The sequence below is a fragment of the Streptomyces sp. NPDC048420 genome (assembly GCF_040651535.1).
Taxonomy (GTDB): Bacteria; Actinomycetota; Actinomycetes; order Streptomycetales; family Streptomycetaceae; genus Streptomyces.
This window is the reverse complement of sequence record NZ_JBEZKG010000002.1, coordinates 440,939-456,088: the sequence shown is the minus strand read 5'-3', so window position 1 is coordinate 456,088 and position 15,150 is coordinate 440,939. Positions and strand designations below refer to the sequence as shown.

Below are 15,150 nucleotides of genomic sequence, written 5' to 3'. Positions count from 1 at the left end.
GCACTCCGTCCGGGAACGCGAACGCCCCCCACGCACCCGCCAGAGCCAACCTACCCTTGCTGCCTTCCGGCCCTGGGGGAGTTCAGTCAGATAGCGCCGCGTGAGGGGCTGCCCAAACAGTACCCGATGGCGAGGGGTGGGAACGAGTTCGCGAGCACTCCTCAACGTCTTGTATTGTTTGCGGCGGAGGATTCGCCTAGAGGCCTAGGGCGCACGCTTGGAAAGCGTGTTGGGGGCAACCCCTCACGAGTTCGAATCTCGTATCCTCCGCAGCCGCCTGACCAGGCGAAACGAAGAGCTGGACCGTTCATTACGGTCCGGCTCTTCGGCATGCCTTGGTTGCAGTTCCGGTTGCATTTATAGGCGACATTTAGGACATTGTCTCAAGCGGGAAAGGCGCACGCTCACGTCCTAGGGGGCGACCGGCGCAGACCGCGGGGAGCCACACCATCCGACGGGATACGTCACGACGGTTACCGGCCGCCAGGACCCACACGATGAGTTGGCCGTCCTCTACGGCGTAGACAAAGAGGCATTCGCCGCCCTGCGCCGCGAGCAGGTGTTGCGCCCTGAGGAGCTTCGGCATCGACCGCAGTCATGCCCCAGCATCCGTCGATGCCTGATTCACCCATCACGGGTTGGCCTGCGGCGACTCTGGTCTCGGCGGATCCACGCGGATCTGTCCATGGTCCCGGGACGATGTCGCGGTCATAGCCCGATCATCCGGACCTTGCTGCCGCACAGCCGGGTCATGTCATCGACATCCGACGTGAGGATGGCGACCGGGCCAGGCTGACGCAAGGCCGCTTCTGCGACGGTGGCGTCGATCGCGTACTTGTGTCCGTGCAGACCGACGCCCTTGAGCAGTTGGGCCGCCGCCTTGACCGCTGCCTCCGTGATCGGCTCCACCTTGACCCGGGAGAGCGCCCATTGCAGTCGGGACAGGTTCACCCTGGCGTGGCTCACCTCCACGATGGTGTTGGCGCTGACGACAAGGTCCGCTCCCATGTCGTGGAACACCTGGAACATCGCCAGAACCTTCCGGTCCTGCGCCACCCAGGCCGACAGCCCCTCGCTGTCCAGGACGACGGTCTCAATGTGCCCGCTCACGCGGCGCTCGCGCCGCCGGCGGCCGACGTCGTACCGAAGATCCGCGCCCGCGCCTCGGCCAGCTCTTCCTCACTGAAGGCCCCGTGCTCGTCTGTGTGGCTGCGCAGGTCGGCCCCCAGGAGCTGGTGCCGGATCTGCCTGGCGACCGCTTCGGCCACGTAGCCGGAGATGTTGTCCGTGATCTTCTTCAGCTCCGCCACCTGCTCGGTGGGGAGTGTCACCGTGATGCGTGTGGTGTCAGCCATGGCCGCAAGCATACTGCGGTATGCGCACTGCGTGCTCTCTGTTCCCCGCAGTCGGTCCGGCCAGCGACAGTCGGGACGACTGTCCGTTCGAGCTGGAGCTCAGCCGGGCAGTTGTGCGACGCGCCAGTTCAGCGAGCCCAGTAGCGGTATGCCTCGATCCATTGCGAGCCCTCGGGGACTGGTTCCGGCAGCGGCAGGTCCAGAATTCCGATGTCCTGTCGGACCGACCCCCGCGCGCAGCGTGCGACCACGCGTCCGTCCTCTGCCAGATCGACACCGACCACGCTCACCTCGACGCCGAGAACAGTCGTGTTGAACGGCACGGCAAGACTCTCCTCGATCATCGTGAAGAAGGCGGTGAGCTGTTCATCCTGGCCGTAGGCGCCGACGGTGGCCTCTTCGATCAACGCCTCCAGCGCGACTGGGTCCCAGGTGCTCATGGCCTCACCGTAGCGCCGCACCGTACGGTTGAGGACCGGTGTGTTCAGCAGCGGCATATCCGCCGTGGCGCCATCGCCAGCAGTCAAGTCAAGGCCCGCGGTTGCCAGCGTGTGACGTTGCCTGGTGGGGTTCGGTAGTGAGCGCGGCCCAGGGGAGGGTCCGGCAAGCGACAGGGCGGAAAAGAGTGGCACGAGTCGTCGTACGAGAGCCGAGTACGGGCGCGAGGGGCGCGCCGCCGCTGGCCCGGCAGGAAACATCCGCCTTCGTGAGGGAGCTGCTCGGCGTGGGCTGGGCGGCGGTGTTCCTGCCCGGTGAGCCCGCCCGCCTTGGGCGGCTGCTGCTGTGGAAGCCGACCGGGGCAGCAGCCGGAGACAGTATGGCGCCCACCGGCCTTGAGACCGAGGTGGTGGAGCTGGTCCTGCCGCACGGCCGCTCGGTCAGGCGGCGCAAGGTCGAGGGTTACGCGCTGCCTGTCGCCGTCGCTGTCTCCGCCCTGGCCAATGCGGAGCCGACGCATCCCTCCGGCGCCGCCTGGCAGGCCGCCACTCGCTTCGCGCTGCGGCTGCTCGCCGACGGCCGCCTCCACCCGGCGCTCAGCCCCGCCGGTTACGACACCTGGCAGGTGGGTCCCTTTACCGCCGCCCAGCGCCAGACGCTGGACGCCCTGGCCGCCGCCTTCCCGCCACACGCCCACTGCCTGCCCGAGCCTGGCCCTGCTCCGGTACGGATCGCCGAACCGGCTGCGCTGGTACGCCAGTTCTGCGACGCGGTCGCCGATGATCTGGTCCGTACGCCGGCCGCGCCGCTCGCCATGGGAGCGCTGCCGTACGCCTGGCGCGAGGCCCGCGCCGTGCCGACGTTGCGTGAATGGGCCGAGGAAACCCAGGCGGCGCTCACCGCCGAGGTCAGTGTCTCCCTGCGCGTCGACGTACCCGAAGGACGCCGACGGCAGTTCCGGGCCGTCCTGCAACTGCACACCGCGGCGGACCCGGCGCTCGTCATCGAGGCCGCACGACTCTGGAGCGAGCCGACCGAAGTGGAGCGGCTGCTCGGCCCACGCGCCGAGACCGAGACCCTTCTCGCCCTGCGCCGAGGCGCCCGCGCCTGGTCCCCGCTGCGGAGGCTGCTCAACGATGCCGCTCCCGATCAGCTCCGGTTGACCGACGACGAAGCCTTCGATCTCCTTGGGGACGCCACGGACGCGCTGCGCGCGGCCGGTGTCCACGTGCACTGGCCGCGCGAACTGGTCAAGGCGCTCACCGCGACCGCGGAGATCGGGCAGCGCACCGCCCCCGGTTCCACCGCAGGCGGACTGCTGGACACCGAGGCGCTCCTCGACTTCCGCTGGCAGGTCTCCCTTGGCGGCGAGCCGCTCACCGAGGCCGAGATGGATGCTCTCGCAGAGTCACGCCGTCCCCTCGTCCGGCTTCGCGACCAGTGGGTGGTCGCCGACCCGAAGCTGGTGGCCCGCGCCAGGCGCCGCCGGATGGAACCACTCACCCCCATGGAGGCGTTGAGCGCCGCGCTGACCGGCGAGACCGAGCGGGACGGTGACCGGGTCCCCTGTGCGGCGGTCGGTGCGCTCGGCGACTTGGTCGCTCGTATCCGCGACCCTGAGTCCCGCACCCCCGTGCCCCAGCCCGCCGCTCTCAAGGCCACGTTGCGCGAGTACCAGAAGCGGGGCCTGGCCTGGCTGGCCGAGATGTGCGCACTCGGCCTCGGCGGCTGTCTCGCCGACGACATGGGCCTGGGCAAGACCATCACGTTGCTCGCTCTGCACCTGCACCGCCAGAGCGACCCCACCACCGCGGGCCCCACCCTTGTCGTCTGCCCGGCCTCCCTGCTCGGCAACTGGCAGCGCGAGGCCGCCAGGTTCGCACCGTCCACCCCCGTACGCCGTTACCACGGCGGTGACCGCCACCTGGGGGACCTGGCCGGCGACGAGATCGTCCTGGTCACCTACGGGGTGCTGCGCCGCGACCGCGAAGTACTTGCCGAGACAGCCTGGTCGCTGGTGGCCGCCGACGAGGCCCAGCACGTCAAGAACCCCTACGCCGTCACCGCCCGCGAACTGCGTGCCCTGCCCGCCCGCGCCCGCGTCGCTCTCACCGGCACCCCCGTGGAGAACAACCTCTCCGAGCTGTGGGCACTGCTCGACTGGACCACCCCCGGGCTCCTCGGCACACTCACCGCCTTCCGTGACCGGCATGCCCGCGCCATCGAGGCGGGCGAGGATCCCGAGGCAGCCGAGCGCCTGTCCCGTCTCGTACGTCCCTTCCTGTTGCGCCGCAAGAAGTCCGACCCCGGCATCGCGCCCGAACTGCCGCCCAAGACCGAGACCGACCACGTCGTCCCGTTGACGGCCGAGCAGACGAGCCTGTACGAGGCACAGGTCCGCGAGACCATGGCGAAGATCGCGGATTCGGAGGGCATCGCCCGGCGCGGTCTGGTACTCAAGCTGCTCACCGCGCTGAAGCAGATCTGCAACCACCCCGCCCAGTATTTGAGAGAGCACAGCCTGCGCCAGTCCACTTCCCTGCGGGGCCGCTCGGGCAAGCTCGACCTGCTCGACGAACTTCTCGACACCATCACCGCCGAAGGCGAATCCGTGCTGGTCTTCACGCAGTACAAACAGATGGCGGCTCTGCTGCAGAAGCATCTGGCCGAGCGCGGCGTCCCCGCTCTCTTCCTGCACGGCGGCACCCCCGTCGCGCGGCGCGAGGAGATGGTGGACCGCTTCCAGCGCGGTGACGTGCCGGTGTTCCTGCTGTCGTTGAAGGCGGCGGGCACCGGACTCAACCTCACCCGCGCCACTCACGTCGTGCACTACGACCGCTGGTGGAACCCGGCCGTCGAGGACCAGGCCACCGACCGCGCCTACCGCATCGGCCAGGACAAACCCGTCCAGGTACACAAGCTCCTCGCGGAGGGAACCGTGGAGGACAAGGTGGCGAAGCTGCTCGAAGCCAAGCGCGCCCTCGCCGACGCCGTGGTCAGCTCCGGCGAGGCAGCCCTGACCGAACTGTCCGACGCCGACCTCGCCGAACTCGTCGCCCTGGGAAGGCAGTCATGAGCCCCGTTGTCCCCGGCCAGCGCCGTGCGCCCGCCCGCGGCAAGCGAGCCTTCGCCGCGACCTGGTGGGGCCAGGCATGGGTGGCCGCCCTGGAGGACTCCACCCTGGACGCAGGACGGCTCTCGCGCGGACGCACCTACGCCCGCAAAGGCATGGTCGGCCCGGTCACCGTCGCTCCGGGAAAGGTCAATGCCGCTGTCCGGGGCAGCCGTCCACGCCCGTACCGCTCCTCGGTCCACCTGCCCGTCCTCACCGACGCTCAGTGGGACACCCTGCTCGACACGATCGCGGCCCGCGCCGGACATCTCGCAGCACTTCTCGACGACGAGATGCCCGCCGAACTCGTGGACGACGCCCGGCACGCAGGCGTCCCACTGCTCCCCCTGCCCACCGAGCTCGATCCGGAGTGCTCCTGCCCCGACTGGGGATACCCCTGCAAGCACGCCGCCGCACTCTGCTACGCCATCGCCGCCACCATCGATGCCGACCCGTTCGTGCTCTTCGCGCTGCGCGGCCGTGGTCGCGAGGAGGTCTTCGCCCAGCTGCGTGCTCGCCGTACGGCAGCCCAGGAGACCACCGCCCCGCCGGCACCGGCGGGGATCCCGGCCGCCGCCGCGTACGCCCACTGGGCCGAAGAGCCGCCCGAACTGCCCGAACTCCCGGAACCCGCTGCCCACACCACAGCACTGCCCGTCGCCCCGCCACCCGGCACCGGCCTGGCCGCCGCGGACCTGGAACGCCTCATGGCCGACGCCACCGCGCGCGCCGCCCGGCTCCTCGAGGGCGACACCGCCGACCTGCACCTGACCCAGCACCAGGACGCCGTCCGCATCGCCGCAAGCAACCCCGGACCCGAGTGGTTCCACCACCTGATCCAGAACACCGGCACCAACCCCACTGTCTTCGCACGCCTCACCCGCGCCTGGCGCCACGGCGGCCCCACGGGCATCACCGTCGCCGAACAGCCCTACGCCCCCGACCCGACGGTGATGAAGGCCGCCCGCACCGCCCTGGACGCGGCCCTCGCCGAGATGACCGACTCCCCCACACACCTCAGAACCTGGCGCAACCGCCTCACCCTCATCCACCACGGCATCCAGTTGCGTCTGGGCCCCGACGCCCGCTGGTACCCCTACCTCCAGGACGACGACGGCGAATGGTGGCCCGTCGCACCAGCCGACAGTGACCCGGTCACCGCGCTCACCGCGGCCTGGTCGCAGAACGGGGAGTAAGGAGGCGATTCCCCGCTGACCAAGAACCACGAGCAGCAGCTGGACACTCTCACGCTGCTCCACATCCGTGGTTGCAGTTCTGGTTGCATTCACCGGCGTACAGCACCGTTCAGAACCCCCGACCGGACCAGCTGCACCGCAGGTCAGGACGTTGCCGTACGCCCCAGAACCCCCGGACGAACATTTGGAAAGCGTGTTGGGGGCAACCCCTCACGAGTTCGAATCTCGTATCCTCCGCCAGTGCCTCACCGGGCACGATGTCGAAGGGCCCCACCGTGAGGTGGGGCCCTTCGACGTTGTCTTCGGACCTCGTTGTCCTGGTTTTTATCCACAGCGGATGCGCGCGGCCCGCTCTCCGATGTCGCACTCGGCCCGGCGACGGCCAGTCCTCAGTCCCATCTCCTCGCGAACTCGGCTCCGGCCTGCAGGTCGGCGATCCGCACGATCGGGTCATCGAGCCCCATGGCCACCAACACATCGGCGGGAAGGACTACGTACTTCCCCTTCCCCTTCTCCTTCGTGACACGGCAGGGGAAGCGGCCCGCCCTCACCAGTCCGCACGCCTTCGCGGCGTCGACCCCGAGGAGATCTGCCACCTTGCGGAGGGGCATTGGCTCGCCCAGCCACTGCGACAGTCGCCTTGCGCTCGGGTTCACTCGGCTTCCTTCTGCAATCCGTCGAGTTCGTCGGACTCGCCCCCGGGCACCTGCCCCGAACCCGAGGCGGTGCAAGGTAGCGCCCAGGCGTTCGCCGCTGATGTGCTCCCCCAGCAAAGAGTCCACCTCACCGACGGCCTGGATGTCCGACTCCTTGCGGATGGGCGAGTAGTCGTCGTCGGCGAGTAGTCGTCGTCAAGGAGGCTTGCGCGGTCGACAAGACTGCGCGGATCCGTCGTGCGCTCGGCCGGATCAGATCGCTCCACCGCCCAGCCGGCGGCATTGGCAGCCCGGATGACCTCATCACGGACCTCGTCGGCTTCAACGGCCGGCGCCGGCCCGTACAACGACCCGACGAGCATGGCTGACCTCACCTCTGCGACATCGACGCAGAGCCTCTCATTCGTTGCTGTCCTGCGCCGTCCACCATCCGTCCGATGGCCTGCTCCACCCCAGGTCAGAACGCCCCCGTCCCGCCCCGAACCTCCAGACGAACATTTACAGGCGAGACGAAGAGCCGGGCCGCAACAGCGGCAGACGTCGCGGCGTTGCCGACGGCCAGGACCCACACGATCAGCTGACCGTCCCGCTGCGCGCGGCGTGTCGCGTCTGCCTCAGAGCCGGGCCTTGGTCGTGCTGCCGCAGTAAGCACAGCCGATCGTTGTCGGTTCCAGGTGGCATGATCCGCGGCATGGATCTCCTCCCCGTGTTCGCCGGTCTCGACCATGTGGACTGGTCAAGACTTCGCCATGCCTACGGCTCCGCAGAGGCCCTCCCCGCGCTGCTTCGGGACCTCGCGTCCCCGGTGGAGGAGACTGCTGCGGAGGCGGAGCAGGAGTTGTGGGACAGCATCGTGCACCAGGGCACGGTCTATACGGCGACAGCGCCCGCGGTGCCGTTCCTGGTGCGGCTCGTCACCGAGGGCGTGCGCCGGAGCGCCCTGGTGGGCATGCTCGGCGTGATCGCCGGGAGCGTCGACGAGCATGATCTGCCGGTGCCCGGCGCGGCCCGCGACGCCGTCGCAGCACAGCTGGGGCTGCTCCTGCCGCTGCTCGCGGACGACGATCCCGAGGTGCGACGGACCACGGCGTGGACGGTGGCCCAGTGCCGGTCGGCGGCCGGCCTCGATGCGCGTGCGGCGCTGCGGGCCCGCTGGGCGGCGGAGAGCGATCCGACGGTGCGCGCGGACGTGCTGACGGCCTGTGTGCTCCTGAATCCCGATGCGGCCGAGGAACTCTGCTCAGCGGTGCTCGCCGGAAACGAGCCTGCGCCGGTTCAGGTTGCGGCTCTGTCGGCCACCGTCGACTGCGGTCTGCCGTGGAACACGGACGCGACCGCTCGCGTCACCGCATTGGTGCCGTTGGAGCGGCACGGATTCGGTGCCCTGTGGGAGCGGGAGCCGCTGCAGGCGCTCACCAGAGCTCTGCACGCGCGCGGCGAGGTCGACAACGCCATCGACGTGGTCGGCTCCGCGCTTGGGCGGGCCACGGCGCTGCGGCTTCAGGGGAGCGAGCATGCGCAGGCCGCCATCACCGAGGCGCGGTGGGCCGCCCAGTCCCTCGCCCTCCGCTCACGGACCGCCCCGGCGCGGCTGCTCCCCGAACTGCTCCCACTGCTCGACAATCCGACCACCGCTGCCGACGTGATCCCGCTGCTGCGAACCTGGTGTCAGCCGGCCCCAGAGGCGGTACCGGCGCTGCTTGCCATCACGCAGGACAACGGTGAGTTGGCCGACGAGGCCCTCGCCGCGCTGGTGTGCCTGGGAGCCCCAGAGGCGTCCGGGCTGCTCGCCCGCCACCTGCCCGAGCGGCCCCGGGCGCTGGGGGCCGCGTACCGCCTCACAACCGGTGAGATCCGGACGCCGAGTCATACCCACACGCCCGGCGAGGACCGGACGCCGCTGCCCTACGATCCCGAACTGCTTGACGCGATACGCGTCCGGCTTGCCGCCGAACCATCCCCCGGGCGCAGATCAGTCTTCGACGGCGGACTGGCCGCGACCAACGAACCGGTTTACCTGAGCGGGCTGCTGGCCGCCTGGGGTGGGCCGGCCAGGGCCGCCTTGCCGGAGCTGCTCGCCGCGCTGCCACGTCATCCGCTCCCGGTCAGCCGTGTCCTGGCCGCCGTGGCCGATCCCCAGACCGACGTCCACGTGATCGAGGCGCTGCGAGCCCAGGCCGGACAGGGACTGTTGGCAACGCGTCAGGCAGCAGCGAGCGCACTCCACTCCCTGACCGGCGACGCCGACGCCCTGATATCGGTACTCTCCGAGCTGCTGGCCAAGCGAGGCAACAGCTTGGACCACGCCGTCACCGCGGCCGCCGCGCTCGGGGAGGTCGCTCGTCCCTTGCTGCCGCTACTGCACGCACTGTTGGCGGAACCGGCGCAGTCGCGCGAGACCGTGCCGGCGATCAGGGCGGCGCTTGGGGCCGCAGCGCTGGTCTGGGAGATGACCGGGGATGAGCAGGCGGTGCTCCCGGTGATCCAGGAGGGCCTCGCCTGGGCCTCCCAAGGATGGGGCCAGGCGACGGTGAAGCGCGCCGCCGAAGTCGCCGGCCTACTCGGTCCCGCAGCCGAGCCGCTCGTCCCCGACCTCCTGACGCTGCTGGACGATCCGGAACTCTCCCCCGCCCTCGTGCTCGCCCTGACCAGCGTTTGTCCCGAGGCCGACATCCTCGGCGGGCTCGCCCGGACCGCCCTGGCCGACAGTGTCCTGGCAGCGGCCCGACCGGGCTTGTACGCGCCCTCCGCCTCGGCCCTGCTGGAAGCCTTCGTCGCGCTCGGCCCGAAAGCCTTCACCGCCGCACAGCTCGACCTGATCCGCGACCTTGCGGACGGCGACCGGCGCATCGTGGGCGCCGGCCTCCAGGACCGGATCATCCTCGACGACGAACGCTTCCGCGCCGAGGCCCGGGAGGTCCTGCGGACACTGACCGCCGGAGTCCCGCTGAGCGGTTCCTAGAAGACCCGCTCGACCTCGAAGCCGGGCACGGTGTCGAAGGGCCCCACCGCAAGGTGGGGCCCTTCGACGTTGTCCTCAGACCTCGTTGCGTCGGCCCCTCACCCCAGCCGGTACCCCCGGATCACCCGGTACTCCACGGCTCCCCCGTCCGCGAACCCGGCCTTCGCCCGCAGCGACACATACCCGCCGGACACGGGCCGTCCGGGCAGGGGCACCGCCCACGCGTCGCGCCCGGTCTTCACCGAGCGCGCCTTCCGCCAGCTGTCCCCGTCGTCGTACGACACCTCCACCGACACCGACCGCACCGCCGAAGCAGCCGCCCCCGGCTGCCGGACCAGCCGCATCGGGACGACCGGCAGTCGGCCCGTGTTGTTCTGGTCGACGACCGGCGCGAAGTCGAACGCTGACAGGCCCAGCGGCGTATGCCCGCTCACCTCGCCCGAGCGGAAGGTCCAGGAGCCGCTGATGCTCGTACCGAGTTCGAAGCCCCCGCCTGTCGCGCTGCGTTCGGCGGAGTACTCCAGGCGGTAGGTCGCCTCGGCCGCCGGGACCGTGCCCGCGGCGTCCGTCCACGGGTAGTCCAGCTCCACGAGTTTCTGGTCGCCGTGGTAGAAGGCGACCCTGCTCGTGTCGTACGCCGAGTAGCCGGTGTGGCCGGCCTGGTCGGCTGCCATCGGGACGTTGAAGGACAGGGTGTTGCCGTCCCGGGCGACGGTCGTCGTGCGACCGAAGCGCGGGCCGGGTACCGCCTTCTGCCACTCCGTGGTGTAGCGCTTGCCGGGCTTGTAGGTCTCGTAGTTCGTCAGGAACTGTGTCTGGAAGGTGCCGTCGGCCGCGTACTGGTTGTAGCGCGTCTCCCACATCGTGTCGGCGGCCTTGTAGTAGACGGTCCGGGGGCGGCCGGGATTGTCGAACCAGATGGCACCCGCGGCCAGCGCGCTGCCGCCCTCCGGGGGAAAGCCGAAGGTGTGCGTGAACGCCCTCGACCCTTGCGAGGTCACCGAGTAGTACTGCTGCTTCACCGTCGCCAGTTCGCTCTGCCGCACCACCCGGCTGAAGTTCGTCGGCAGGTGACCCCGCTCGAACCACACCAGCACGTACTCGTACGGCGAGTCGTCGTACGTGCCCTCCGCGTTCTTCTTGGCCCAGAAGCCGCGTACGTCCGCCACCAGCGTGCCCTCGCCCGGGCCCACGTCGTCCCCCAGCGCGACCGTGAACAACTTGTCGTAGGAGTCCGCGATGGCCCGCATGCCGAAGCCCAGCCCGTTGGTGAGTTCGCGGCGGAAGCCGACCGCCGCCAGGCGCAGGCTCGCGTCCTTGCGCGGGAGGGTCGCCGAGACCGGTGTGCCCTTACGTGCGTCGAGGACGATCTCGCCGTCGCCGGTCACCGTGAGGGTGGGGCGGACCAGCAGGGTCGTACTGCCGTCCGACGGGGTGACGACCGACGCGTTCACCGTGTAGCGGCCTGCCGGGAGGGCCACCGTGCCCGGGCCCGAGGGGTACACGAAGCGGTGGACCGAGCCGTCCAGGCTCGTGATGTCGGTCCAGAAGTCCGTGGCCGGGTTGCCCGCGCGGTCGATGACCTTGACCTTCAGGTTGTGGGTGGGCGTGGCCTTGGTGATGGTCAGGGGTACGCGGACCGAGGTTCCGGTGGTCGTGTCCGTGCCCACCAGCGCGCCCCCGAACACTCCCGTACCGCTCTGTACGCGCGTGTCGGCCGTCACCGTCACCTCGACCGATCCGCCCGCGGGGACGGTCGCCCGCTCCGGGCTGACCGCGAACATGCCCGCCGGGGCGGGCGAGTTGTCCGGTCCGTTCACCCGCGCCGCCAGGTCCAGGTTCACCGGCTCCGTGCCGTCGTTGCGGTACGTCACCGTCCTGACGACCGGTATGTCGTCGTCCGCCGGGGCGGCCTGTGTGCCCAGGGAAAGGGCCGTCGGCGTGGCGAGGACCGACTGGTGGACGGCTCTGGCCACATCCACCCGGCCCGCGCCCTGCGCGTTGACGTTCGCGCCGCCGGTCGCCGTCGCCGATGCCATCAGGGCCGCCTTCAGCTCGGCCGCCCGCCAGTCCGGGTGCTGTCCGGCGAGCAGTGCCGCCGCTCCGGCGACGTGCGGGGTGGCCATGGAGGTGCCGTCGACGGTGGTGTAGCCGGGCTCGACCTCGATGTACTCGCTGCCCGCGTGCACTGCACGGGCGGCGACGATGTCCACGCCGGGTGCGGTGATCTCCGGCTTGATCGCGCCGTCCTCGCGCGGGCCACGGCTGGAGAAGGACGCCATGACGTCCCGCTTGTCGACGGCGCCCACGGAGAGCGCGGCGTCCGCCGTGGACGGGGAGTCGACGGAGCCGTCCGCGCCGCCGTCGTTGCCCGCGGCCACCACGAAGAGGGCGCCGGTCTTCGCCGTCAGCGTGTTCACGGCCTCCTCCAGCACGTCCACGCCCGGGGTGTCGTCACCGGCGAGGCTCATGTTGATCACTCTGGCGCGAGGGGCGGCCCACTCCATTCCGGCCAGGATCGACGACTCGGCGCAGTCGCGGTCGCTGCACACCTTCCCGACGATCAGCTCGGCCCCGGGCGCGACCCCCTTGTACTTCGCACCGACGCCCGCAACGGTCGACGCCACGTGCGTGCCGTGGCCGACGTTGTCGTCGGCGTCGGGCGCGTCGGTGAAGTTCACGGCCTCCGTGACCTGTGCGGCCAGGTCGGGGTGCGTCGCGTCGATCCCGGTGTCGAGGACCGCGACGGTCACGCCGTGCCCGTCGTATCCCGCCTGCCAGGCCGTCGGTGCGCCGATCTGGGGCACACTCTTGTCCAGGGTGACCTGCCGTTTCCCGTCCAGCCAGAGCTTCGCGACACCGCTCGCGGCGCGCAGTCCGGTCGTACGGCTGCCCACGGTCACTCCTTCCCAGAAGGCGCCCGCCGTCTCCTTGCCGACGGCCACCGCGGCGCCGTCGACCGCGGGCAGGGCACGGGTCACCCGGGCTCCGTCCGCGGCGCGCAGGCTGCGGTTGCCGAGCGTCGGGTCGGTGTACGTCACGATCACGGGCAGTTCGGCCGTACTGGCGTCGTCGTACCCGGCCGCGACCAGTCCCGTCACGTCGAACAGCCGCTCGTCCACCTGACCGTCGGCCACCAGGCGCAGTGCGTCGTTCGGTACGACGTACTGGTGGCCGTCACGCTCGAACTGCTGGAAGCCCGTCGCCTCGCGGCCCGGTCCGGGCTCGATGGCCACCCCGGCACCCGACAGGTCCACGCGGTCGCCGGTGACGAGGGTGACGCGATGGGTGGTGGCAGTGGTGGCATCCTGCGGTCCGGTTCCGCGGGTCCAGGCGGGGACGGTTTCCGGTGCGGCGGAGGCCGGCGTGGTCGCCGCAACTCCCTGGACCAGTAAGGCGGTTATCAGTGTGCCGACCAGTTTTCGAGACATGCGGGACATACGACCTCCCCTGTGCCGGTGGTGACTCCGGTTGCGGTCGACTGTCCCCTCGGAGGCGATCTTCCGGATACTCCCAACGGCTCATAACATCGCGCTATGGATCTGGAGGTCCGCCACTTACGCGTCCTGAACGCGATCGCCGACACCGGCTCCATCACGCGTGCCGCAGCGGCGCTCGGCTTCACCCAGCCCGCCCTGACCGCTCAACTCCAGCGCATCGAGCGCATGTTGGGCGGTCCGCTGTTCGTACGGAACGGCGGCGGCTCCCGGCCCACGGCGTTCGGCGCGATGGTGCTGGCGCACGCGCACGGCATCCTCACGGCCCACGAGGACCTCATGCGTGACGTACGGCAGCGGGGCCCCGAGGACTCCGACCTGACCGCCCTGCGGCTCGGCTCGCTCCCCGGCCCCCTCACCGCCGTCCTGGTGACCACCGCGCAACACCTGCTCCCCCGGGCCGAGATCACCCTGCACACCTGCGACACGGAGGAGGAGCAGCTCGAACTGCTCGCCTCCGGGCGGCTCGACTTCGGCCTGGTCGTGGACTACCCGGGGTACCAGCTGGCGTTGCGCCCCGGGCTCAGCGACGCCCTCCTCGCCGAGGAACCCGTCTTCGTGCTGATCTCGGAACGGCACCCGCTCGCCGCCGGCACCGACATCCCTCTCTCGGCCCTCTCCGGTGAGGCCTGGCTCGTCGGCGAGCACAAGGACGTACGGATGCGGGCGCAGTTCCGGGACGCCTGCCGACGCGCCGGGTTCGTCCCGCGCCGGGTGCAGCGGCTGAGCGCGAGCGTGGTGTTCCCGCTGGTCGGGCAGGGGCACGGGGTCGCTCTCGCGCACCCGCTGGTGACCGAGCGCGAGGGTGTCGTCGCACGGCCGCTGGCCGGGGACCCGATGGGGGTACGGCAACGGCTGGTGTGGGCGGCCGGCAGCCCCCTCGCCGAGCACGCGCCGGTGCTGCACGACGCGCTCACGAAGGCGTACTGGGCGGAGGTGCGGCGGGCGGGGGTCTACCGGGAGTGGCTGGACGGGAGGGGTCTGCTGCCACCGGCCCGCTGACCTCCGGCACGGTGTCGAGGTGCGTGCCGTGTCCCGCACACGGTGCGCGCACGCCCAGGCCCGCGAGCTCCTCAGCGGCCTCGCGGACGCCGGTGCCCATGTGCGCACCTGCAACGCGCCATCGCAGAACCTGCTGGTCCTCGACCGCGGCATCGCCTTCGCGTTCACCGCCGGCCATTCCGACGTGACCGTGCTCTACGAGGCCGCGGCGGTGGGTGTCCTGGGCGGGCGGGCTGCACGCCTACGCCTGGGCGTCCGCCATGGGCTGGTCCGCCCAGCTGCTCAGCCCCGGCGCCCGGAGCCGTTTCCAGGCCGGCGGCGCCGCCGCACTCACCCCGTCGACCGGCAGTCGTCCCACAGCGCCGCGAGGCTCGCCGGGATCCGGGTGATGGCGGCGCAGCCCTGCGGGGAGGCCGGGAAGCCGTCACTGGCCACGTAGGTCCAGCCCGTGCCGGGGCGGTCGACGAAGTACTTCATCGCCGCTCCGTCGTCCTGGAGCGCCACCTGTTCTGCCGCCGTGCTGCCGGGAGTCGGCTGGAAGCGGGTCGCGGCGTAGAAGGTTCCGTCGCAACTGCCGTAGTAGAACGTGCCCTTGACCGGGGCGATGTGGGTGAGGCGGGGCTGGGCCTGGTCGCCGTAGGCCCTTGTGACGCTCGCCTTGACGGTGGCCGGCACCGTCAGTGACCTGCAACCGCCGCTCTTGGGCGGCGAGCCCGCGGTGGTGTGCCCGGCCGAGGCGCTCACCGCGGGCGAGGGCGCCGCGATCGGAGGGGTGCTGTGGGCGGTGGCCGTGCAGCCCGTCAGCAGGGCCAGCGCCGCGGCGGCCAGGCCCACGGTGGCGGCGCGGGACAGGGAACGGTTCCGGTGTGCCATTTCCCACCATTCTCTCTGGTACGTCCAGACAGGCCGGAGATGACGTAACTCGGATACGT

At 70.8% G+C, this 15,150-nt stretch carries 10 protein-coding genes, 1 tRNA gene and 1 other RNA gene; 5 read left to right on the top strand and 7 right to left on the bottom strand.

Annotated features, from left to right (window positions below; translation table 11 throughout):
• Positions 1-14: 14 nt before the first annotated feature.
• Positions 15-113, bottom strand: an RNA gene (gene ffs / locus AB0D34_RS04815) — signal recognition particle sRNA small type.
• A gap of 72 nt (positions 114-185) precedes the next feature.
• Between ffs and AB0D34_RS04810 the strand changes: the two genes are divergently transcribed.
• A tRNA-Ser gene (locus tag AB0D34_RS04810) sits at positions 186-270 on the top strand.
• 438 nt (positions 271-708) lie between these two features.
• Here the strand turns inward: AB0D34_RS04810 and AB0D34_RS04805 are convergent.
• The 3 genes from AB0D34_RS04805 to AB0D34_RS04795 form a co-directional block, all read right to left on the bottom strand.
• On the bottom strand, positions 709-1,110 hold the full coding sequence (locus AB0D34_RS04805; protein ID WP_362656431.1) for a PIN domain-containing protein: 402 nt from the start codon (positions 1,108-1,110) through the stop codon (positions 709-711).
• Positions 1,107-1,355, bottom strand: coding sequence for a hypothetical protein (locus tag AB0D34_RS04800; protein WP_058850160.1), 249 nt, complete (start codon positions 1,353-1,355; stop codon positions 1,107-1,109). Before AB0D34_RS04800 ends, AB0D34_RS04805 begins: the two co-directional genes overlap by 4 nt.
• 128 nt (positions 1,356-1,483) lie before the next feature.
• Complete coding sequence (locus AB0D34_RS04795) at positions 1,484-1,795, bottom strand: hypothetical protein (RefSeq protein ID WP_362656428.1); 312 nt, start codon at positions 1,793-1,795, stop codon at positions 1,484-1,486.
• 266 nt (positions 1,796-2,061) lie between these two features.
• Here AB0D34_RS04795 and AB0D34_RS04790 point away from each other — a divergent pair, with 266 nt between their 5' ends.
• Together AB0D34_RS04790 and AB0D34_RS04785 are read left to right on the top strand one after the other, a co-directional pair.
• Positions 2,062-4,869, top strand: coding sequence for a DEAD/DEAH box helicase (locus AB0D34_RS04790; protein WP_362656425.1), 2,808 nt, complete (start codon positions 2,062-2,064; stop codon positions 4,867-4,869).
• A complete protein-coding gene (locus AB0D34_RS04785; protein ID WP_362656422.1) occupies positions 4,866-6,101 on the top strand; it encodes an SWIM zinc finger family protein in 1,236 nt (411 codons plus the stop codon). The genes AB0D34_RS04790 and AB0D34_RS04785 overlap by 4 nt, the downstream gene beginning before the upstream one ends.
• A gap of 389 nt (positions 6,102-6,490) precedes the next feature.
• On the opposite strand, the gene AB0D34_RS04780 is transcribed toward AB0D34_RS04785, so the two are convergent.
• Positions 6,491-6,697, bottom strand: a complete 207-nt coding sequence (locus AB0D34_RS04780) for a hypothetical protein (RefSeq protein WP_362656419.1) — start codon at positions 6,695-6,697, stop codon at positions 6,491-6,493.
• Positions 6,698-7,448: 751 nt separating this feature from the next.
• Here AB0D34_RS04780 and AB0D34_RS04775 point away from each other — a divergent pair.
• On the top strand, positions 7,449-9,719 hold the full coding sequence (locus AB0D34_RS04775) for a hypothetical protein (protein ID WP_362656417.1): 2,271 nt from the start codon (positions 7,449-7,451) through the stop codon (positions 9,717-9,719).
• 98 nt (positions 9,720-9,817) lie between these two features.
• Here the strand turns inward: AB0D34_RS04775 and AB0D34_RS04770 are convergent, their stop codons facing one another.
• Positions 9,818-13,159: a S8 family serine peptidase gene (locus AB0D34_RS04770; protein WP_362656414.1), complete on the bottom strand. Its 3,342-nt coding sequence runs from the start codon at positions 13,157-13,159 to the stop codon at positions 9,818-9,820.
• 96 nt (positions 13,160-13,255) lie between these two features.
• Here AB0D34_RS04770 and AB0D34_RS04765 point away from each other — a divergent pair, with 96 nt between their 5' ends.
• A complete protein-coding gene (locus AB0D34_RS04765; protein ID WP_362656412.1) occupies positions 13,256-14,218 on the top strand; it encodes a LysR family transcriptional regulator in 963 nt (320 codons plus the stop codon).
• 330 nt (positions 14,219-14,548) lie between these two features.
• Here the strand turns inward: AB0D34_RS04765 and AB0D34_RS04760 are convergent, their stop codons facing one another.
• The gene (locus tag AB0D34_RS04760) at positions 14,549-15,091 is read right to left on the bottom strand and encodes a hypothetical protein (protein WP_362656409.1); all 543 of its coding nucleotides are present in this window, start codon (positions 15,089-15,091) and stop codon (positions 14,549-14,551) included.
• Between the last annotated feature and the right edge of the window lie 59 nt (positions 15,092-15,150).

Bases quoted from the DNA above. Each gene is read 5' to 3' on its own strand.
- AB0D34_RS04800 (WP_058850160.1), bottom strand. From the start codon at position 1,355: ATGGCTGACACCACACGCATCACGGTGACACTCCCCACCGAGCAGGTG.
- AB0D34_RS04795 (WP_362656428.1), bottom strand. From the start codon at position 1,795: ATGAGCACCTGGGACCCAGTCGCGCTGGAGGCGTTGATCGAAGAGGCC.
- AB0D34_RS04785 (WP_362656422.1), top strand. From the start codon at position 4,866: ATGAGCCCCGTTGTCCCCGGCCAGCGCCGTGCGCCCGCCCGCGGCAAG.
- AB0D34_RS04775 (WP_362656417.1), top strand. From the start codon at position 7,449: ATGGATCTCCTCCCCGTGTTCGCCGGTCTCGACCATGTGGACTGGTCA.
- AB0D34_RS04770 (WP_362656414.1), bottom strand. From the start codon at position 13,159: ATGTCCCGCATGTCTCGAAAACTGGTCGGCACACTGATAACCGCCTTA.
- AB0D34_RS04765 (WP_362656412.1), top strand. From the start codon at position 13,256: ATGGATCTGGAGGTCCGCCACTTACGCGTCCTGAACGCGATCGCCGAC.
- AB0D34_RS04760 (WP_362656409.1), bottom strand. From the start codon at position 15,091: ATGGCACACCGGAACCGTTCCCTGTCCCGCGCCGCCACCGTGGGCCTG.